The sequence below is a fragment of the Rhodococcus sp. MPR-R1B genome, from assembly GCF_058793255.1.
This window is the reverse complement of the sequence record NZ_JBXAFO010000008.1, coordinates 162,906-183,258: the sequence shown is the minus strand read 5'-3', so window position 1 is coordinate 183,258 and position 20,353 is coordinate 162,906. Positions and strand designations below refer to the sequence as shown.

Here is a 20,353-nt window from a genome sequence, read left to right as displayed (position 1 = left end):
AATGGCCCCATTTCGGGTCCCAGACATGAAATGAGATTTTCATGAAGAAGCAGACCAAGGGTGCGATCGCTGCTGCGGCGGCCGGTGCCCTCCTCCTCGGCGGTGCCGGCTCGCTCGCAATGTGGAGTGACAGCGAAGTTGTCGGCGGCGGCGGCGCTGTCACAGCGGGCACGTTGCAGCTCGCCCCCTGCGCCCCGGTATCCGGAACGGGGTGGCAGTCCACGAACCCCACGGTGAAGCCGATTGCGGATATCACCGCATGGCGAATTGTGCCGACCGAAGTGCTCACTTTCGACTGCACAACGTCGATCACCGCAGATGGCGATCGACTCGCTGCAACTATCGCAGCGGACACGAGCACCATCACAGCCGGCACGACGGCAGCTCCAGGAGCCACCGCGAATCAACTCAAAGACAACATCACGGCAACAACGGTGGTGACCGTAGGCGGCACCGTAGTCACGGCCGCATCCCCACTGACCGAAGCCGACAACGGCAAACCTGTGACGGTGAAGGTGACTTTGACCTTCGCTGACGTTCAGCTTCTTGTGGCTCAGGGCGCGTCGGTCAACTTGTCGAACCTCGCCATCAAGCTGCAACAGCAAGCCATCCCGGCATAAACGATCGATGAAGGGGAGAGCTTGGGGAGCCCTTGCGGGCGCGTCGGTGATTGTGTTGATGTTCGCATCAGCGCAAGGCACCGGCGCGCTTTGGAAGTCCGCTGCCCCGATCAGCAACGACGTACTGACCGCCGGTGGTAGCACGTTCGCACTCAAGGTGGGTTCTACGGCTGCCAACGCCGCCAGTACCTACACCTGGAGCACGTTCGCGGGGACTGGGATGACGTCTACAACCGCCGTGCAGATGCCGCTGACCATCCTGAACCCGGCAACCAACGCTTCCGGTCTGAGATTCAGATTGGCTTCCGTGACTGCCACCAGCACAAATCCTGTTCTCGACCTCAAGATATCGACCGTGTTGAGCACCACGGATTGCCCGAACAACGTATCAACAGGCTCACCCGTTGCCGGAACCTCTGTCTATTCGGGACCGGCAACAAGCGCCGTATATCCGGTGCCCGCGAACCCCGGAATCTCCTTGGCCAACGGCAGTTCCACGGTCTGGTGCATGCGCGCGTCGGTGAACATGACAGGAACCACAGCGGGCGGGGTGTCGACCAAGCTCGTTTTCACCTTCACAGCAGTTCAGGTGTAGGACTCGATCAAAATGACAGGCGACAAGCGAATGAACACGAAACACTCCCATCGACGTGAACGGACCGGCCCGTTGTGGTGGGTCAGCTCAGTTGTGACCTGGGTTTTACTGTTCGCTCTGTGCGCGGTCATCGTCGTCACGATCGTGATACCGATCGTGACAGGCTCACAACGTTTTACGATCCTCACGGGCTCGATGCGCCCTACCTACCAACCGGGCACACTCATCATTGTCAAACCTGTGGACGAGGGCGATCTGACCGTCGGCATGCCTATCACCTACCAACTCGAATCAGGCCAGCCGACTGTTGTCACACATCGAATCATTTCGATGAGCATCAACACCAAAGGCGAACGCACGTTCATCACGCAGGGCGACGCCAACAACACCCCCGACGAGAAGCCCGTACGCCCCGTACAGATTCGAGGCAAGGTGTGGTATTCCGTTCCCTACCTTGGACACGTCAACAGTTGGTTGACCGGCGACCAACGCAAGACCATTCTTACTGTTGCAGTCGGCACGCTGGGTGTTTACGCGCTGTACATGATCGCCAGCGGGACACGTGAAAGTATGCGCTCTCGCAACAAGAACCGGAGCGAGCCACAAGGATCCGCACCAGACGATTCAGCTGACACCGCAAATCCGGAAACAACCAGATCGACGAAAGATGGTGTGCACCATGGCGGGCAATGACAGCTCGTTGCGTCAGCGTTTTTCCGGAGCCCGAAGCACTCGTATTCGGGCGCTGCTCTCACTCGGTATGGTGCTCGGAGTCGGCACTTTGAGCACTATGGCGGCCTGGGGTGCAACAGCCACATCCACGTCAGGAGACTTCTCCGCGGGAACCGTCAACCTGGTCGCATCGAGCACTGGTGTGACCGAGGCAAAGAACATCACCATCACCCTGTCGTCGAGCGCCATGACATCCACAACCGCTGTGACACAGAGTCTGACCGTGAAGAACACCGGGTCCTTCGGTGCCTCTCTCGCCATCACGGCCCAGTCTCCCGCATCGACTCCGCCTAGTTTCGCTGCGGCGCTGAAAATCTCGGTGTATCTGGATAGCACATCCTCTGGATCGGCGTGCTCCGGCACTGCGCAAAAGGCAGAGCTCGCGCTGGTCGGCGGTGGCAGTACAGCGGCGCTCCTCGCAAGCCCGATAACGCTGTCCGCTGGGGCCAGCAGGATTCTGTGCGTGAAAATGACTCTGGCCGCAGGTACTCCGGCAGGCGGAAACCTCCCCTATACGCAACTCAACATCGTGGGAACGGCGGTCTGAATCGATATGTCACATCCCAACCGCCCGGACACGATCAATCGCCTCAAGCAGGCTGCGCTGACAACGGGCGCAGTACTCGGAATTCTGTGCATCGTCGCCACAGCACTGTCATTGGCATTCGGCATCAAACCCGTCGTCTTTCGATCCGGCTCGATGTCTCCCGCGATACCGACCGGCTCGTTGGCATTTGTGAAATCCCAACCGGTATCCGAGTTGACGGTTGGCGACATTGTCAGTGTCACCACCAACGGCGGAGATCGACTCACTCACCGCGTGTACGGAATCGATCAGCTGGACAACAATCTGTCGTCACTGACACTCAAAGGTGACGCCAACAATGCTCCCGACAGCGAAACATACGCGGTCGCCGACGCAGACCTGGTTGTATTCAGCATGAGTCGAGTCGGCTACGTACTTGCGTGGCTGTCCGGTCCGATCGGAATCTTCGCCGGCGGATTGTTCGCCGGCACCCTGTTGATGATCGCATTTCGTCCAGCACCGCGCGGCGAAGGTCCACCGAGCGGCGGCATGCCTGAAGAGGGCATACCCAACGACACTCCGACTGTGCCCGAACACAATTCGCCTCGTTCACGTTCGACGCAGGTCTCGTCGCGCATCCTCACAGCACCCTGGCGGCAGAGGGAATTGATCCTCGTTACAGCTGCCGGACTGGGTGCACTGCTGGTGATGTCACCGATCGGTAATACCGCCGCCGCGATCACCGACACCGCAACCGCAAAGACCGGCCAGTTCGCCACAGTCCAGACATTCACATGCGAGGACTATTCGCCGGGTCTTTTTGCCTCCAGTGCTCGAATCACGTGGACGGCGCCAGGACCGGGAACCTACACCTATCGTGTTCTGGTACTCAAGCCCGACGGAACCACGTACAGCGACAACACCCAGAGTTCCACTAGCGTCGACATCACGCTCCCACCCGCACTTCTCGATCTGAGCGGCACATCTACAGTACGGATTTACTCGATTGAAAACGGACTGACGGCCCCTATGTGGACGGGCTTCACTCTGACCAAAGGCCTTCTCTTCGGTGGAACATACTGTGGCTCGAAGATTTCCGGAACCAGCGCCGCCAGCAGAATGGCTGCCAGTGCACCCACGCCCACATCGACTCAGTCGACCGTAACCACTACTCCGGCAACAACAACACCGACGGCAACCACCGCCACAGGTACCACCGAACCGACTCCATCAACGTCCACGTCGACCACAACGACACCGACTACAACCACGCCGACGACTACTGCGAGCACAACACCGGAAACCACGACCACTACCGAGATCACAGCGATAACAACAACCCCGCCCCTGACTGAAACACAGATCGGATCCGACCTCGTCTCAACAGGTCCGGATTCATATACCGCCCGCAGAATCCACAGCGACACCGGAATTTTGCTTGACGTGTACGACGCGCTCGGGACTCGGATCTATCGCACGTCCATCGAATCGACCGATGTACTGCACTGGCTATCCGGCACCAATCAGTTGTGGATCATCGGCACCGCAGGAGCGCAATTCGTCGAATTCACAACGGGAGCGGGAGTGCGACAGACAGCAACGGGCGAACTTCCGGCCGAGATCGAGGACTTGGTGCCCTGATGCAGAGACAAATAAAGGGTGCGCTTGCAGCGACCGTCGCGCTGGCGGTCATGCTCGGCGGGGGGAACTCACTCGCAAAATGGGTCGACCAGGAAACACTGTCCGGCGCGAAGGTCACGGCAGGCACGTTGTCACTAGGGGCGTGTGTCAAAGACGGCGCGAGCGGGTGGTCCGAGAGAGTCTACGCACCAGACCCCAACCCGAACGTTTATACCGAAATTGCCGATATCGCTTCGTTCAGACTGCGGGCAGGCTACGACTACGTCTACTACTGCTATTCACCGGTTTCAGCTACTGGCCCTCGGTTGCGAGCATCGGTAACCGCGGACCCATCACTTGCCGGCGGCACCCTGCCAACTACTGTCAACGCATTCAGAACCTATGTAACAACACAGTCGAACGTCGAATTGTACAACAGCACACTGACTCCCAAGATTCGCAGTGACCTCACCTCAGCGCAGAATGCCCAAGACGTTCTGGTAACCGTGGCGTTCAGCATCCTTCCGAACGACCCACTCAGCGCAGGTGGAACCCTGAACATGGCCGGCCTCAGCCTCGTCACACAACAATTGGCGCCAATCTGAGCGGAGAGTTTCGACGGCACTACCCTCGAAACTCTCCGCGGTTTACGGCGGGACTACCCCAGAGCTCGCTTCAGATCAGCCAACAGATCAGCCGTGTCTTCGAGCCCGACGGACAGACGGACAACGCCGTCTGTAAGACCCACTGCTGCACGGCCTTCCGGACCCATGGCCCGGTGCGTCGTCGTGGCGGGGTGAGTGATCAACGACTTGGAATCTCCCAAGTTGTTGGAGATGTCGATGACGCGCAGACCGTTGAGAACCTCGAACGCCCGCTTCTTGCCCTCTCCGTCAGGCGCATCGAGCTCGAACGTGACAACCGTTCCGCCACCGCTCATCTGAGACTTCGCGAGCTCGTGCTGCGGATGCGACGTCAGGTACGGATACTTGACCCACTTGACGCCGGAGTGTCCTTCGAGGAATTCGGCGATCTCGAGTGCCGAAGCCACGGAGTGCCGAATACGGACCGGCATCGTCTCCAGGCCCTTGAGCAGAGTCCACGCATTGAATGGACTGAGCGCAGGACCGGTGTGCCGCATCAGTTCTCGGACGGGACCACTGATGTATTCCTCGGTTCCGAGAATCGCGCCACCGAGCACGCGCCCCTGACCGTCGATGTGCTTGGTGCCGGAGTACACAACGACGTCGGCGCCCAGATCGAGGCTGCGCTGCAGAAGCGGCGTCGCGAAGACGTTGTCCAGCACTACCTTTGCACCGGCTGCATGAGCAAGCTCCGACACCCGTCGAACGTCGACGAGAGATTGCATCGGGTTGGACGGCGTCTCGAAGAACACTGCCGTGGTAGGCACGGACAGCGCCTCTTCCCACTGCGCGTTGTCTTCACCGTCGACGAAGACGACCTCGACTCCCCAGCGCGGAAGAATCTCGTTGCACACGACGAAGCAGGATCCGAAGAGGCTGCGCGCAGCCACCAATCGGTCGCCGTTGGCCAACAGTGCGCCCAACGCCGTGAAGACTGCCGACATTCCGCTGGCAGTCGCAAAGCAGGCTTCTGCACCTTCGATGAGACGCAGACGCTCTTCGAACATCTTGACGGTCGGGTTGCCGTAGCGGGAGTAGACAAAATGATCCACCTCGCCGGTGAAGGCTTGTTCGGCGGCTTCTGCACTCTCGTAGACGAATCCGGAGTTGAGGAACAGCGCTTCGGAAGTCTCCTCGAACCCGGTACGCATCAGTCCGCCGCGAACACCGAGGGTGCCGAGACCGACGTCGTCCGGCAGCGCTCGTTGAAATGCGCCACCCTGGGGAATTCCGCTCACTGCTGCCTCCATGGCAAGCCGATGGCCCGCCAACCTACAAGTCCGCGATGTCCGTCGGCACCCAATGCGCCTTCGAACCCGTCGAGCACGTTGTACGACGGGCCGATGCCCGCCGCAGTCGCAGCTTCCGCCGCACCGATGGAACGCTGTCCGGATCGACACAGGAAAATCACCGGACGCTCCGACCCGGAGGAATCAGCAGTGATGCCGGCTTCCTTCAACTGGTCGACGAAGTTGTCATTGCGCGCGCCGGTCGGGTGGCTCACCCATTCGATCAGTGCGGCCTGCTTGCCGAGGGAGGACACATCGGGGACACCGACGTACTTCCACTCCGCATCGGTCCGCACGTCGACCAGCACGGCGTCGGGGTTTTCGCGGAGCAGCTCCCAGGCTTGCTCCGGCGTCAGATCGCCTGCGTAACTCACGTAGTCCATGTTTTCACAAGACTGCCGTGAGCGCCTGAGCGGGCCGTCAGTTGCAGACGACCCAACGGTTGCCGTCACGGGTCAGGGCCCAGGTCGAGACTCGCTCGCCCGCTCCGCCACCGGTGATCGTCACGTCGGCCCGGGCGCGATCGCCGTTGACCGCGACCCCGTCCACACCCTTCAGCTCGACCGTCCCGTCGACGCCGGCCATCGGACCGTTGCTCGAATTGAAGCTCGCGCAGGTCAGGGTCTTGATCGTCTCCGCGTCATTCCGATTCTCGGCATCGACGTAGTCGGTGACGGAGCGGCTCACGCGGTCCGACTCGGTGACGTTCTCCTCGGCCGGCGAGATCCACGATGCGACGAAGATTCCACCCAGGATCAAGGCGACGATGGCGACAGCCAAGAGGAACGGCCCCGCAGACGCCTTCTTGCCATCGATGTTGTCGGATTCGCGCAGCTCGTCACTCATAACGCCAATAGTCCCCCACAACTAGAAATTGTGGCCCGTCAAGGATCAGGCCCCTACCCCGGATACCCGAGACAACAGGAGAATGGGAGGAAAGAATAGGTTTACCCACAACCGATCGAGTGAGAGTGTGGATCCGTTCGGCCGCAACCGAGGCACTGTGCTTAGGTTCGGCTAAATTGGATACTTGTCGATATGTTGTCCGAACTTCGAAGAAGGTAGCTGTCCTCACGATGACTGACTCCAACCGCCCACTCCGGGTCGCGATCGTCGGCGCCGGCCCCGCCGGCATCTACGCCGCCGACGCCCTCATGAAATCCGACACCGCAGTTTCCGGCCGCGGCGTCAGCATCGACCTCTTCGAGCGCATGCCCGCGCCCTTCGGCCTGATTCGTTACGGCGTCGCGCCCGATCATCCGCGCATCAAGGGCATCATCACCGCCCTGCACAAGGTGCTCGACAAGCCTCAGGTACGCCTGCTCGGCAACATCGACTACGGCACCGACATCACCCTCGACGACCTGCAGTCGTTCTACGACGCGGTCATCTTCTCCACCGGCGCCAACGCCGACCGTGCGCTCGGCATCCCGGGCATCGAACTCGACGGCAGCTACGGCGCGGCCGACTTCGTCTCCTGGTACGACGGCCACCCCGACGTACCGCGTACGTGGCCGCTCGAAGCCGAGAAGGTCGCCGTCCTCGGCGTCGGCAACGTTGCACTCGACATCGCCCGCGTTCTCGCCAAGACCGGCGACGAACTGCTGCCGACCGAGATCCCCGCCAACGTCTACGAGGGCCTCAAGAACAACAAGGCCGTCGAGGTTCACGTCTTCGGACGCCGCGGCCCAGCCCAGGCCAAGTTCACCCCTCTCGAACTGCGCGAACTCGACCACTCGCCGACCATCGAGGTCATCGTCGACCCCGAGGACATCGACTACGACGAGGGTTCCGAGCAGGCTCGCCGCAACTCCAAGCAGGTCGACATGGTTGCGAATACGCTGCAGGACTGGGCAATTCGCGACGTCGGAGCCCGTCCCCACAAGCTGTTCCTGCACTTCTTCGAATCTCCCACGGAGATCCTCGGTGAAGACGGCAAGGTCGTCGGCCTGCGCACCGAGCGCACTCAGCTCGACGGCACCGGCAACGTCAAGGGCACCGGCACGTACAAGGACTGGGATGTCCAGGCCGTGTACCGCGCCGTCGGTTACCTCTCGCAGAACATCACGCAGTTGCCGTTCGACGACCAGGCCGGCACCGTCCCCAACGACGCCGGACGCGTCGTCGCCGACGACAACGCCGAGGGCGCAGCCCGGTTCATGCCGGCCACCTACGTCACCGGCTGGATCAAGCGCGGCCCCGTCGGCCTCATCGGCCACACCAAGGGTGACGCCAACGAAACCGTCGCGAATCTTCTCGAGGACTCCGTCGACTTCGCGGGCGCCGCGAACCCCGACGAGAACGCCGTCATCGAGTTCCTCGAAGGCAAGCAGGTTCCGTACACGACCTGGCAGGGCTGGTACCGCCTCGACGCGCACGAGCGCAGCCTGGGCGAGCCCGAGGGCCGTGAGCGCATCAAGGTCGTTGAGCGTCACGACATGCTGAAGGCATCCGAGCCCGACCGCGCGAACTGAGTGCGCGGAAGTAACTGAACAGAAGCCCTCCACCGGCCCGACGCGACCCAGGTCACATCGGGCCGGTGGTGTGTGCAGGGACCCAGGGCAACAGGGCAAAATAGACCCCGTGTTTGACGCCCATGTGCATATCATCGACCCGCGCTTCCCGCTGGTCGAGAATCACGGGTACCTGCCTGAGCCCTTCACCGTGGCCGATTACCGGGCCCGGATTGCCTCGCTGAAGGGCCTCAGCGTTGACGGCGGCGCGGTGGTGACCGCGTCGTACCAGGGCAATGACCAGGAATACCTGAAAGCTGCCTTGTCCGAACTCGGCGAAGGCTGGGTGGGCGTCACTGCTTTGCCGCTCGATGCGACGGATGAAGACATCGTTGCCCTGGACGCACTGGGAGTACGTGCCGTCCGGTTCAACCTGCGCCGCGGCGCCACCGACCTGCGTCTGCTCGCCGATCTCGCCAACCGCGCATTCGATCTGGTCGGCTGGCACGCCGAGTTCTACGTCGATGCCACGCTGTTGCTGTCGTTGGAACCGGTCTTCGCCAAATTGCCCGCGGTGAGCATCGACCACTTGGGAATGTCCACCCGCGGACTGCCGTATCTCCTCAACCTCGTCGACCGCGGAGTGCGCGTCAAAGCCACCGGGTTCGGCCGCACCACCATCTCCGACGTCAGCGATGTGCTGCGCCAGATCCACGCGGTCAATCCCGCTGCGCTGATGTTCGGCACCGATCTACCCGGTACACGGGCACGTCGAGCGTTCGAGGTCCACGACCTGGACGTGATCGCCGACGCTGTCGGCGACGACCTGCCCGCGGTCATGTGCGACAACGCCCGCTCCTGGTACCGCTGCGCTCAGGTGAACGCAACGGCTCCCAGCCACAGCCCCGCCGCGATCAGCGCTCCGAACAGTTCCACCAGCATGGACAATCCGACTGCCTTCACCGCGTGAAGCGTCGACGACCAAGCGATGTCGTAACGGCGCAGCCGCGCTAGTTCCGCGAAATACGTTCCAACGATGAATCCGAGGAACAACCCCACGACCGGAATCACGAAGAACCCGATGATGCCGACGACGCCGCCGACCACCACCGACAGGTTGGGCACTCCCCCGGACTTCATCCGCTTGCCCGGCCACGTGTACTTCACGATCCCGGTGACCACCAGTGCCAGCGCGGACAGCGCGAACACCGTCCACGCCGTGGCACCACCGGTCATGATCGCCCACACCAGAATTGCACCGAAAACGAGAAGCGTCCCCGGGAGAATCGGAACGACGACACCGATCAGACCGACCAGGATGACCAGCCCGACGAGGACCTCGGCCGCTGGACTCATCCGACGGGACGCACCTTCGACGCAGCCTCGCGAGCACGGTCGCGTGCAGTAGGCACATCGGCGGCCGTCGACACTGCAACACCCATGCGACGACGCGTGAAGCTCTCCGGCTTGCCGAAGAGCCGCAGGTCCGTCTCGGGAACCGCGAGCGCCTCGGCGACGCCGTCGAATCCGATCCCCTTTGCCTCCACTCCGCCGTAGATCACTGCCGATGCTCCCGGAGACATGAGCGTCGTGTCGACCGGCAAGCCCAGGATCGCGCGGGCATGCAGTTCGAACTCCGAAAGTCGCTGCGTCCGCAGAGTCACCAATCCGGTGTCGTGCGGCCGTGGGCTCACTTCGGAGAAGAAGACGTCGTCGCCCTTCACGAATAGCTCGACGCCGAAGATGCCTCGCCCGCCCAGAGCCGTGGTCACCTTCTCGGCGACGTCTCGGGCCGAGGCGAGGGCAACCGCGGACATCTGCTGCGGCTGCCACGATTCGATGTAGTCTCCGGCCTCCTGCAGGTGCCCGATCGGTTCGCAGAACGACGTCTCGACCTGACCGCTCTCACCGACGGCTCGAACTGTCAATTGCGTTATCTCGTAATCGAAATCGACAAAGCCTTCGACGATCACCCGGCCGTGATTCACACGACCTCCGGCCATCGCGTAATCCCATGCGGCGTCGAGATCTTCGGCGGATCGAACCGTCGACTGTCCCTTCCCCGACGAGGACATGACTGGCTTGATGACGCACGGGAAACCGATTCGGTCTGTCGCTGCCTGCACTTCGGCAAGCGAGTCCGCGAAAGCGTACGGCGAAGTGGGCAGGCCCAACTCCTCGGCCGCGAGCCGACGGATTCCCTCACGGTTCATCGTGAGCTGGGTGGCTCGGGCGGTCGGAATGACCACCGCACCCCCGCGTTCTTCGACGAGTGCAAGCGCATCCGTCGCGATGGCCTCGATCTCGGGAACCACGAAGTGAGGCTTTTCCAACTCGATGACGGCAAGCAGTGCTTCCGGATCGGTCATGTCGACGGTATGAGCACGATGAGCCACCTGGTGCCCAGGGGCATCGGGATACCGATCCACCGCAATCACTTCGACGCCCAGACGCTGCAGCGCGATGACAACTTCCTTGCCCAACTCGCCTGATCCCAACATCATCACGCGGATGGAGTTCTCGGTCAGTGGGGTTCCGAATCGGAGCGGAAGCGTCGGCAGGGGCGAAGGCGTCGAATCAAGCTGCATGGGTGCGACTATATGCCAATCCCGATGCAGGTCAGCGCGGTTATCGGCCGTCCACCACACCTTCGCGGCCAAATCCTCGCCGGATCGTTCGGGGTAGCGCAGGTTTGCGATAGGTGCGGGTGGCAGTGTCCGGCTCGGAATTCCGTTGCGGCACGGTGTCGTTGCCGACGCGGTGCACTTTCACGAGGTTGCGCCCAGCACGCTTGGCGTCGTACAGAGCCTCGTCTGCGACGCTCATGAGGGTCGACAGCGCCGGCGTCGCATGATCGACCCACGCGACGCCGACGCTGACGGTGCTCGTCACATCTGATACGGCCGAGTACTCGACTTGCGCGCCGCGGACCGCCTCGGCGACATCGATTGCTCGCGCGTAGCTGCAGTCCGGAAGCAGAACGGCGAACTCCTCGCCGCCGAGCCTTCCGATCAGATCGCCGTCCGACAATCGGTCAGCGGCCCGCTCGGCGAAGTTCGCGAGAACGCTGTCACCGGTCATATGTCCATGCGTGTCGTTGATGCTCTTGAAGTGGTCCAGGTCGAGCATCAGCAGGCCGACCGGAGATTGTGTGCGAGCCGCGTCGGCAAGTTCCGCTTCCGCGTGGCCGAGGAACGCACCACGCGAGAGGACCCCGGTCAGATGGTCGAATTCGACGGCAAGGAAGAGCTCACGCTCGGCAGCACGGCGTTCCTCGGTCGCACAGGCAACCGCTATCGGCCCCAACGCGATCAGTGTGACCGCTATGGATGTGATGACGTCCTCGTTCCACGTCGAGGCGGCTTGATCTCCGATGTCGAGTCGACCGCTACCCGCCATCATGAGTGACCACACCGACCAGACCACTGAAACGAAGGCAGTGCTCGGAACCGAGATGCGAGTGGCACACCAGAGGAGAGCTGGAATCGGCAAGACCAGCGCAATCGGCCCTTCGATACTGAGGGCGATCGGCACGCAGGCTGCAGTGGCGAGTAGCGGAACGCTCAGAGCGGCGACAGTTCTGGCGGTCAGTTTCCTGCGGAACTCGGCAAGGCTCGACGGGATGGTGAGAGTGAGAATGAGAGGAAGGACCAGCAGGTACGCCATGACCTCGGTGGCACCCCAGTGGAAAAACGTGTCGGCAAAGGACTGACCGCGTGAGAGCCGGTCCAAGGCGCCGGCCGTGGCCGCGGTACCAGTCGCCGCCACGAACGAGACGAAGACCATCCATACCAGCGACTGCGAATCGACCAATCGGAACGGTGTGCGCTTCAAGTAGTACAGAACGAGAACACCGAGCGTCACTCCGGCGAGGTTGGCCCCGTTCAGCTGCAGGGCAAGCGACAGCGAGTTGCCCGTAATCAGGTCAGCGCAGACGTATCCGACGGCCGCGGCGATCCACGTCCGCCATTCGATCAGGACCGGCCATCTGACCATCATTCCCAGCAGAATGGCGTTGGCGCACCAGAAAGTCGCGAGCAAACCTGGTGGGCGCGTGAGGATGCCGATCAACGATGCCGCAAGTACGACGGCCAGCACTAGGAGAAGGCGCAGAAAGCGACTCGTCCCTACCATGCGTCACCTCGCGGTCGGTAACCTCTGAATTCGGGAGCACCGGACGTCGCGGTGACCGTATGCCGATGTCGTCGAACCATCGTACGCAGGTGCTGCCACTCGCAGTTCTGTGTTCACATGCCAAAACGGCAGCTGCGACCATCTCCGCAAACGCGGATGCCCTCCGGCCACGACAGTGGACAGAGGGCACCTGCATGCAATCCGATCGGCAGAGCCGAATGGACCTGCCGGAAGGGATGACTACTCGGCGGATCCGCTGGACAGACCCGAGAGTGAACCGGTGGACGAGCCCTCGCCCTTGCCGGACAGCGATTCGGTGGGAACGGACTTGAGGAAAGCTCCGAGCGCGGTGAGCAGGGGTCCGAGGGTGCTGAGTGATCCGAACATAGGAGGTTCTCCTGTATGTGAGGTGATGTGATGTTCCAGCGCCATTCCGGCCGCAGGCGGTGGCCGAGATGGTTCGGGAACTTCTGCCGCACGGATGGCTGAACCGCCCCCCGAACAACATCCCGAGCTGTGATGTAGCGCACTTACTTGGCGCTGCCTGCATTTATAGACCGGCTTTCCACACTTGTCTAGCTACCTAATAGCTATCAATGCGGACTTTCGGTCACACCTTTACGGATAATTGCAGTTCAAAGGGCAAATTCACCCTCTAGAATGTCCCATAATGTGATTTAGCTCACAGTGAAAAGCCGAAAAGTGTGACCCGCAGACAACTGCGAGCCACACTTTCGGACAAACTGGACTTACTTATCGGCCGCCGATCCCGTCCCAGGGGTGAGAGAGCCACCACCGAGTGCCGTGAACAGGTCCTTGAGCACCGGAATGAACGTCTTGACGACGCCGCTGAAGTCTTCGAATGAACCCATGTCGGGCCTCCTTTTGTCGGAATGCAGTTGAGATGAAGTGAGGACCGAGAACTACTCGGCGGCCGAACCGGCCGAACCCGAGCCGTCTGCCGATCCCGCGTTCAACTTGGTCACGAATGCAAGAACGCTCTTGAGGAAGGCGTCGAGATTCTGAATCGAGGTCATGCGACTACTCCTGTGTTGTTTCGGAAGATTTCTCGAGGTCGAACGTCAGGAGTTCGAGCTCGCGGTGTCCAGCCCCTGAAGGGTTTTGAGCATGTTGACCAGGGGCAGAAGCTGGAGAATGCCCCAGCCCATACCGTTGGCCTTGAGGAGGTTTCCGAGGGACCCCATATGTGACTCCTTGCATGAATATCTATGACGCGGCGCACGTTTTGTTCGCTCCACGTCTTTGTAGCCAAGCTAAATACGTACGTCCAGTTTGTTTCTGTCCAATCGAAAACGTGACACCTTGGATGAATATGTAAACCTGCAGTTCAGGTGCTGTGACCTGAATCCAATCTCGAATTCGAGTGTGTTCGAGATCACAGTCAATTAGGACAAAAGGATGCAATCGTCAGAGTCGGTGCCAACCTCGACCGCGATCTGTCATACCGTGTGCGTGTGATCAATCGCGAACGAGCGGCAACCGAGGCAACTCACCGGGAACCGTCGTGCTAGCAAAACTCCTCAAGACGTACCTGCCGCCGTACCGCTGGTTGCTTGCCGGGGTCCTCGCACTGCAACTCTTCGGGGCCATCGCGTCGTTGGTCCTCCCCACACTCAACGCGCGGATCATCGACGACGGCGTCGCCCGAGGCGACACCGGATTCATCATGTCCACCGGCGGGATCATGCTCCTGGTCTCGCTTGCGTCGATCATCGCGTCGGTCGCATCGACCTATCTGGCTGCAAAATCGTCGATGGGCTTCGGCCACGACGTTCGAGGCGCCTTTTACAAGGCAGTCGGCAGTTTCTCGGATCGCGAATTCAACAGTTTCGGTGCGCCGACGCTGATCACACGCAACACCAACGACGTCCTGCAGATCCAGGCCCTGGTCATGCTGACGTCCTCGATGCTCGTCAGCGCCCCACTTATGTGCATCGGCGGCATCATCATGGCTCTGCGCGAGAACCTGCAGATGTCCTGGCTCCTGACGATTTCGGTACCACTGCTCGGCATCACCGTCTCGGTCGTGGTGGCCAAGCTGATCCCGCATTTCCGGACGATGCAGACGCGGATCGACAACATCAATCGATCACTGCGCGAACAGCTCACCGGTATGCGTGTCATTCGCGCCTTCGTTCGCGAACCCGACGAAACGATCCGCTTCGACAAGGCCAACAAGGAACTGACCGACACTTCGCTCCTCATCGGCCGGTACCAGGCGGTTCTGCTGCCCACCGTCATGTTGATCGCCAACCTGTCGAGCGTGGCGGTCCTGTGGTTCGGCGCGCATCTGGTCGACACCGGGGACATGCAGATCGGACAGATCAGCGCCTTCCTCGCCTACGTCATGCAGATCCTGATGTCGGTGGTCATGGCGACCATGTTGGCCGTCGTGATCCCCCGCGCCGCCGTGTGCGCCGACCGCATCACCGAAGTACTCGACACCGAGGCGACCGTGCCCGCGCCGGCCCAGCCCCTTCGCCCGACCAGCCCATACGGCGTGGTCGAGTTCGGTGGAGCCGGATTCACGTATCCAGGAGCAGAAACGCCGGTTCTGTCGAATGTTTCGATGCGATGCATGCCAGGCACGGTCACCGCGATCGTCGGCAGTACGGGCAGTGGCAAATCGACCCTCGTCTCACTCATCCCCCGGCTCTTCGACGTCACAGCCGGCGCCGTCCTGGTCGACGGCTTGGACGTCCGTGGCTGGGATCAGGACGAACTCTTCGCCAACTTCGGATACGTGCCCCAGAAGGCCTATCTGTTCGCCGGCACGATCGCGAGCAATATCCGCTACGGAAACCCGACCGCCACCGACGACGACATCTGGGCAGCCCTCACCATCGCCCAGGCAGACGACTTCGTCCGGGAACTGTCCGACGGTCTCGAGTCACCGATCGCCCAGGGCGGCGGCAATCTCTCGGGCGGACAAAAACAACGTCTCGCCATCGCCAGAGCGGTGGTCCGCAGACCCCGGATCTTCGTCTTCGACGATTCGTTCTCCGCTCTCGACATGCATACGGACGCCGCGGTCCGACGCGAACTCCGGACGGTTTCGACTCATTCGACGGTCATCATCGTGGCTCAGCGCGTCGCATCCATCATCGATGCCGACCAGATCATGGTCCTCGAAGACGGTGCGCCGGTCGGCCTCGGCGACCATCAGTTCCTTCTGGCCAACTGTCCGACGTACCAAGAGATCGTGGCTTCCCAGATTCCCGCGGAGATGAGCGCATGACCAGCCCGCAGGACCCGACATGGGGCGGCCCCAACAGCCAGTACTTCGACGATGCCCCGACGGTGGTGTTCGCCAAGATCCCGAGCGAACCTGAATCCGCGGACGGCGATGCGAAGTCGAGTAACCCCGAGACCCCCGACAAAGAGCCGAAGCCCGCGCTGACCGCGACGGACACCAAACCTCGCCACTTCAAGGCGACGATGAAGCGGCTTCTCTCGCTTCTGCAGCCGCACAAGTTTGCAGTCTTCTGTGTCGTCGTTGCGACGATCGCCAGCATCGCGCTGTCGGTCGCAGTGCCGAAAATCCTCGGTCACGCGACAGACCTCATCTTCGCCGGGTTCATCGGCAAGAGCCTGCCCGCCGGACTGACCCGCGAGCAGGCCGCAGACGCCATCCGGGCATCAGGGAATTCGACGTTCGCCGATCTTGTCGCCAACTCGACCGACGTCGTTCCCGGTGTGGGTCTGAACTTCGACGCCATCGGCAAGGTCGTCATGCTCGCGATCGGCGTGTACTTGCTCTCGTCGCTGCTTGCCTGGTTGGAAGCATTCCTCCTCAACATCATCGTCCAGAAGACCATCTACAACCTGCGTGCATCGGTCGAGGCGAAGCTTCACCGTCTCCCCCTTCCATACTTCGACAAGACGCCGCGTGGCGAGATCCTCAGCCGCGTCACCAACGACATCGACAACATCTCGTCGACGCTGTCGTCGACGTTGACCTCGCTCCTGACGTCGGTGCTCACCGTCCTCGGCGTCCTGACGATGATGTTCGTCATCTCTCCGATGCTCGCCCTGATCGCACTGATCGCGGTGCCGGTATCGGTGCTCCTCGTTGCCAGGGTCGCCAAGCGAGCACAGGTGTTGTACAAGGCTCAGTGGACCGAGACGGGCAAGATCAACGCGCAGATCGAGGAGAACTACAGCGGTCGCGACCTGGTACGCGTGTACGGGCATCAGGCCGAAGCCGAGCGTGAATTCGCCGAGCAGAACAAGAAGCTCCTCGACGCGTCCTTCGGCGCACAGTTCCTCTCCAGCCTGATCATGCCGGTCATGAACTTCGTCGGAAACATCACCTACGTGCTGCTCGCTGTGGTCGGCGCTCTCAAGGTCGCCAGCGGCAACATGTCACTCGGTGACGTTCAGGCCTTCATCGTCTATTCGCGCCAGTTCAGCCAGCCACTGACGCAGATCGCGTCCATGTCGACCAGCCTGCAGTCCGGAGCCGCGTCGGCGGAGCGGGTCTTCGAGCTTCTCGACGAACCCGAGCAGTCGCCCGACATCGACGTGCCGCTTCTCCCCGAGCCCGCCGGACGTCATCGCAACGTCGGTCACATCGAGTTCGAGAACGTCTCGTTCCGGTACGAGCCGGACAAGCCGTTGATCGAGAACGTGTACCTCACGGCCCGGCCCGGGCAGATGGTCGCCATCGTCGGGCCCACCGGTGCCGGCAAGACCACCTTGGTCAACCTGCTCATGCGCTTCTACGAAGTCGACTCCGGCCGAATCACTCTCGACGACGTCGACATCTCGCAGATGCGCCGCTCCGACTTGCGCAAGCACGTCGGCATGGTTCTGCAGGACACCTGGCTCTTCGGCGGCACGATCCGCGACAACATCGCATACGGCCGACTCGACGCCAGCGAATACGAGATTCACGAAGCCGCACGCGCTGCCTTCGTCGACCGCTTCATCCACACGCTCCCGGACGGTTACGACACCGTGCTGGACGAGGAGGCGTCGAACATCAGCTCCGGCGAGAAGCAGCTCATCACGATTGCCCGAGCATTCCTGTCGGAGCCGTCGCTGCTGATTCTCGACGAGGCGACCAGCTCAGTCGACACACGTACGGAACAGCTTGTGCAGCAAGCAATGTCCGCGTTGCGCGTCGGGCGGACCAGCTTCATCATCGCGCACCGGCTCTCCACCATCCGTAACGCCGATCTGATCGTCGTGATGGAGTCGGGCAAGATCGTCGAGCAGGGCACACACGACGAACTCATCGCAGCGGCGGGCGCGTACTTCCGTCTCTACAACGCTCAGTTCGAGGGTGCCGCCGTCTAGTGATCGGCGCCTCCCTCGGTGGACACAGTGCCCCGGAGCACACCTGATCGATTCGACACGTTACCGTCGGGTCAGAAGTGTTGTCACCGTCTGAATTGGGAGTGCGTGTGTCTGCAGAAGCTGTGGAGAAGAAGGGCCCGCTCGCGGGCATTCGGATCGTGGAATTCGCTGGATTGGGACCGGGCCCGCACGCCGCGACACTGTTGGCGGACATGGGCGCCGACATCGTCATCGTGCAGCGCGCAGGGCAGATTCCGCAGGACTCGAACGCAACCGACCAGATCAAGCGCGGCCGCCGCATCGTCGAGGCCAACCTGAAGGACCCGGCCGACGTCGCGAAAGTGCTCGATCTCTTGGGCCGCGCCGACGTCCTCATCGAGGGTTTCCGTCCCGGCGTCATGGAACGCATGGGACTCGGACCCGACGTGGTCTCGGAGCGCAATCCGCGCCTCGTCTACGCCCGTATGACGGGCTGGGGACAGGAAGGACCGCTCGCCAACGCCGCCGGTCACGACATCAACTACATCTCACTGACCGGTGTCCTCAACGCCATCGGACGCAAGGGTGAACGTCCCGTCCCGCCGCTCAACATGGTCGGCGATTTCGGCGGCGGTTCCATGTTCCTGATCTTCGGCATTCTGTCGGCTCTCGTCGAGCGCTCGACGTCCGGTAAGGGCCAGGTCGTCGACGCGGCAATGGTCGACGGAACCCTCGCGCTCTCCCACATGATGTGGGCATTCCGCGGTCGCGGCGTCTGGTCCGACGAGCGCGGCGTCAATCTCCTCGACACCGGCGCTCCGTTCTACGACACCTACGAGACCTCCGACGGCAAGTACATGGCCGTCGGATCCATCGAACCGCAGTTCTACGCATTGCTGCTCGAGGGCCTCGAACTCGATCCCGCGACGCTCCCTCACCAGATGGACACGTCCAAGTGGGACGACATGAAGAAGCTCTTCACCGAAAAGTTCCTGTCCAAGACTCGCGACGAGTGGGCCAAGATCTTCCTCGGCACCGACGCCTGCGTCTCCCCTGTCCTGACTTTCGCCGAGGCTCCGTCCAACGAACACATCGCGGCTCGCGGTTCGCTCATCGAACTGGACGGCGTCACCCAGCATGCTCCCGCACCGCGCTTCTCGCGCACGCCCACCACGACGCCTGCTGCGCCGGCGCGTGAGGCGACGGATATCGATACGGTCTGGACCTAGGGCCTTCGGCCCCTGTGCGCCTTTTTGGTAGTTACTGCAACCAAAAAGGCGCACGGGGCGTCAGCCCAACCTGTAGAACCTGAACATCTCGTGCTCGATCGGCAGCACGTCCACCCGCTCGAAACCTGCCGCCTTGGCATAGCTTTCGAGTGTCGAGTGCCTCATCACCGTCCCGGTGGCAATGCTTCCCGGATGCGAAAGACTGTCCGGTAAGCAGCAGGTCAGCGAAAATCCGTACAGCAATTGCTCGATCGGACCCGCCTCGGCATCGAACTCATCCGCCGTTCGTTCGTCCATCACGATCACCGGAGCGCCCGGCTGGGCAATCGCCCGAGCCGTGGAAAGAAAACCCACCGGATCCGGAACGTCGTGAAGGCACTCGAAAGCGAAGACGGCGTCGTAGGTCCCGGCATCGGCTCGCCCGGCCTCAGGAGCCTGTCCGGCGACGTCGACCAACGAGAAATGCACGCGGTCGTCCACCCCCCGATCATGAGCGTTACGACGGGCAGCGTTCACCGACGCCGCGTCGACGTCGAAGCCGTGCACTTCGATCTTCGGGTATCCGAGGGCGAGCGCGATCGACGACCAGCCCTCCCCCATCCCGAGATCAGCGACCTGCCCGCCGTCCGAAAGTGTGGCGTGCAGGTCGGTGACCACCGGCAGAAACTGCTGACAGAGCTGATGGAGATACATCGGCCGATTGAGTAGCGCCTGACCCTCGCGAGCATCGGGGCCCATCGATTCCCACGTGACTCCCCCACCGTGACGATAAGCGTCGAGTAGACGTGGCATCGACGACGTCGTCGCGACGAACAGCCTGGCCAGCGGCGCCAGGAAAAGAAGGTTCTCGTCGTCGACCAGAACATCGGCGTGGGCCTGCGGCAGGCTGTACCGGCGATCGGCATCCGAATTGACGTCCACATAACCGGCGACGGCCTGCTGCTCGAGCCACTCCCGCGCATATCTTTCGACGGTCCCTGTCCGGTCCGCCAGCTCCGTCGACGTGAGCGGGCCGTGATCGCTCAGCGCGCGGTACCAGCCCAACCGGTCGCCCAGATACACGGCCTGCAGCTCCGATGCCCCGAGCGTGGCCGCGAACAATCGTTCTGCGAGCGCTTCCGCCGCACTGGTTCCCGCTGCGCCTGTACCGTCTACCGCCGTCATGCCCTACCTCCTGGTTTCACACCACTTTCAGGGTGTGTACCCAGTT

21 protein-coding genes are annotated in these 20,353 nt (G+C 61.9%); 11 read left to right on the top strand and 10 right to left on the bottom strand.

Features of this window, described 5'->3' with window-relative positions; translation table 11 throughout:
- Window positions 1–41: 41 nt before the first annotated feature.
- Genes AC1Q61_RS13985 through AC1Q61_RS13960 form a run of 6 tightly spaced genes read left to right on the top strand, consistent with a single transcriptional unit; the run spans window position 42 to window position 4,698 of the window.
- Window positions 42–620 (top strand): alternate-type signal peptide domain-containing protein, encoded by a 579-nt coding sequence (locus AC1Q61_RS13985; RefSeq protein ID WP_007726829.1) that lies wholly within the window; start codon window positions 42–44, stop codon window positions 618–620.
- Between the two features lie 7 nt (window positions 621–627).
- Window positions 628–1,215 carry a hypothetical protein gene (locus tag AC1Q61_RS13980; protein ID WP_128638010.1) on the top strand — a complete coding sequence of 196 codons (588 nt, stop codon included), beginning with the start codon at window positions 628–630 and terminating at the stop codon, window positions 1,213–1,215.
- A gap of 30 nt (window positions 1,216–1,245) precedes the next feature.
- Window positions 1,246–1,908, top strand: a complete 663-nt coding sequence (locus AC1Q61_RS13975; protein ID WP_039972748.1) for a signal peptidase I — start codon at window positions 1,246–1,248, stop codon at window positions 1,906–1,908.
- Window positions 1,895–2,494, top strand: coding sequence for a hypothetical protein (locus tag AC1Q61_RS13970; protein WP_042924228.1), 600 nt, complete (start codon window positions 1,895–1,897; stop codon window positions 2,492–2,494). The genes AC1Q61_RS13975 and AC1Q61_RS13970 overlap by 14 nt, the downstream gene beginning before the upstream one ends.
- 6 nt (window positions 2,495–2,500) lie before the next feature.
- Complete coding sequence (locus tag AC1Q61_RS13965; protein WP_042924227.1) at window positions 2,501–4,114, top strand: signal peptidase I; 1,614 nt, start codon at window positions 2,501–2,503, stop codon at window positions 4,112–4,114.
- Window positions 4,114–4,698, top strand: a complete 585-nt coding sequence (locus tag AC1Q61_RS13960; RefSeq protein WP_007726825.1) for an alternate-type signal peptide domain-containing protein — start codon at window positions 4,114–4,116, stop codon at window positions 4,696–4,698. Before AC1Q61_RS13965 ends, AC1Q61_RS13960 begins: the two co-directional genes overlap by 1 nt.
- Before the next feature lie 53 nt (window positions 4,699–4,751).
- On the opposite strand, the gene AC1Q61_RS13955 is transcribed toward AC1Q61_RS13960, so the two are convergent.
- From AC1Q61_RS13955 to AC1Q61_RS13945, 3 genes are read right to left on the bottom strand one after another with little or no spacing between them, the layout of a single operon-like run.
- Window positions 4,752–5,975 carry an O-succinylhomoserine sulfhydrylase gene (locus AC1Q61_RS13955; protein WP_172403504.1) on the bottom strand — a complete coding sequence of 408 codons (1,224 nt, stop codon included), beginning with the start codon at window positions 5,973–5,975 and terminating at the stop codon, window positions 4,752–4,754.
- A complete protein-coding gene (locus AC1Q61_RS13950; RefSeq protein ID WP_007726822.1) occupies window positions 5,972–6,400 on the bottom strand; it encodes a rhodanese-like domain-containing protein in 429 nt (142 codons plus the stop codon). Before AC1Q61_RS13950 ends, AC1Q61_RS13955 begins: the two co-directional genes overlap by 4 nt.
- 46 nt (window positions 6,401–6,446) lie before the next feature.
- Window positions 6,447–6,872, bottom strand: coding sequence for an Rv0361 family membrane protein (locus AC1Q61_RS13945; RefSeq protein WP_007726820.1), 426 nt, complete (start codon window positions 6,870–6,872; stop codon window positions 6,447–6,449).
- A 230-nt stretch (window positions 6,873–7,102) separates the two neighbouring features.
- Here AC1Q61_RS13945 and AC1Q61_RS13940 point away from each other — a divergent pair, with 230 nt between their 5' ends.
- Both AC1Q61_RS13940 and AC1Q61_RS13935 read left to right on the top strand, forming a co-directional pair.
- The gene (locus AC1Q61_RS13940; protein ID WP_003944405.1) at window positions 7,103–8,500 is read left to right on the top strand and encodes an FAD-dependent oxidoreductase; all 1,398 of its coding nucleotides are present in this window, start codon (window positions 7,103–7,105) and stop codon (window positions 8,498–8,500) included.
- Window positions 8,501–8,609: 109 nt separating this feature from the next.
- On the top strand, window positions 8,610–9,449 hold the full coding sequence (locus AC1Q61_RS13935; protein ID WP_223304639.1) for an amidohydrolase family protein: 840 nt from the start codon (window positions 8,610–8,612) through the stop codon (window positions 9,447–9,449).
- On the opposite strand, the gene AC1Q61_RS13930 is transcribed toward AC1Q61_RS13935, so the two are convergent.
- From AC1Q61_RS13930 to AC1Q61_RS13905, 6 genes are all read right to left on the bottom strand, one after another.
- Window positions 9,353–9,835 carry a DUF456 domain-containing protein gene (locus AC1Q61_RS13930; RefSeq protein WP_042924222.1) on the bottom strand — a complete coding sequence of 161 codons (483 nt, stop codon included), beginning with the start codon at window positions 9,833–9,835 and terminating at the stop codon, window positions 9,353–9,355. The two genes, AC1Q61_RS13935 and AC1Q61_RS13930, sit on opposite strands and share 97 nt — an antisense overlap.
- Complete coding sequence (gene purT / locus AC1Q61_RS13925) at window positions 9,832–11,067, bottom strand: formate-dependent phosphoribosylglycinamide formyltransferase (protein WP_051649681.1); 1,236 nt, start codon at window positions 11,065–11,067, stop codon at window positions 9,832–9,834. The genes AC1Q61_RS13930 and purT overlap by 4 nt, the downstream gene beginning before the upstream one ends.
- Window positions 11,068–11,107: 40 nt before the next feature.
- On the bottom strand, window positions 11,108–12,613 hold the full coding sequence (locus AC1Q61_RS13920; protein ID WP_252194316.1) for a GGDEF domain-containing protein: 1,506 nt from the start codon (window positions 12,611–12,613) through the stop codon (window positions 11,108–11,110).
- Between the two features lie 240 nt (window positions 12,614–12,853).
- Window positions 12,854–13,000 carry a hypothetical protein gene (locus tag AC1Q61_RS13915; protein WP_007726811.1) on the bottom strand — a complete coding sequence of 49 codons (147 nt, stop codon included), beginning with the start codon at window positions 12,998–13,000 and terminating at the stop codon, window positions 12,854–12,856.
- A 362-nt stretch (window positions 13,001–13,362) separates the two neighbouring features.
- Window positions 13,363–13,485: a hypothetical protein gene (locus tag AC1Q61_RS13910; protein WP_019749478.1), complete on the bottom strand. Its 123-nt coding sequence runs from the start codon at window positions 13,483–13,485 to the stop codon at window positions 13,363–13,365.
- A 210-nt stretch (window positions 13,486–13,695) separates the two neighbouring features.
- Window positions 13,696–13,818, bottom strand: coding sequence for a hypothetical protein (locus AC1Q61_RS13905; RefSeq protein ID WP_003944443.1), 123 nt, complete (start codon window positions 13,816–13,818; stop codon window positions 13,696–13,698).
- Between the two features lie 320 nt (window positions 13,819–14,138).
- Between AC1Q61_RS13905 and AC1Q61_RS13900 the strand changes: the two genes are divergently transcribed.
- The 3 genes from AC1Q61_RS13900 (at window position 14,139) to AC1Q61_RS13890 (ending at window position 19,143) form a co-directional block, all read left to right on the top strand.
- Window positions 14,139–15,872: an ABC transporter ATP-binding protein gene (locus AC1Q61_RS13900; RefSeq protein WP_007726810.1), complete on the top strand. Its 1,734-nt coding sequence runs from the start codon at window positions 14,139–14,141 to the stop codon at window positions 15,870–15,872.
- Entirely contained in the window at window positions 15,869–17,935 is a 2,067-nt protein-coding gene (locus AC1Q61_RS13895) for an ABC transporter ATP-binding protein (protein ID WP_042924214.1), read from the top strand. Before AC1Q61_RS13900 ends, AC1Q61_RS13895 begins: the two co-directional genes overlap by 4 nt.
- A gap of 107 nt (window positions 17,936–18,042) precedes the next feature.
- Complete coding sequence (locus tag AC1Q61_RS13890; protein ID WP_042924245.1) at window positions 18,043–19,143, top strand: CaiB/BaiF CoA transferase family protein; 1,101 nt, start codon at window positions 18,043–18,045, stop codon at window positions 19,141–19,143.
- Window positions 19,144–19,203: 60 nt separating this feature from the next.
- On the opposite strand, the gene AC1Q61_RS13885 is transcribed toward AC1Q61_RS13890, so the two are convergent.
- Window positions 19,204–20,307 (bottom strand): class I SAM-dependent methyltransferase, encoded by a 1,104-nt coding sequence (locus tag AC1Q61_RS13885; RefSeq protein WP_073513519.1) that lies wholly within the window; start codon window positions 20,305–20,307, stop codon window positions 19,204–19,206.
- Window positions 20,308–20,353 lie beyond the last annotated feature (46 nt).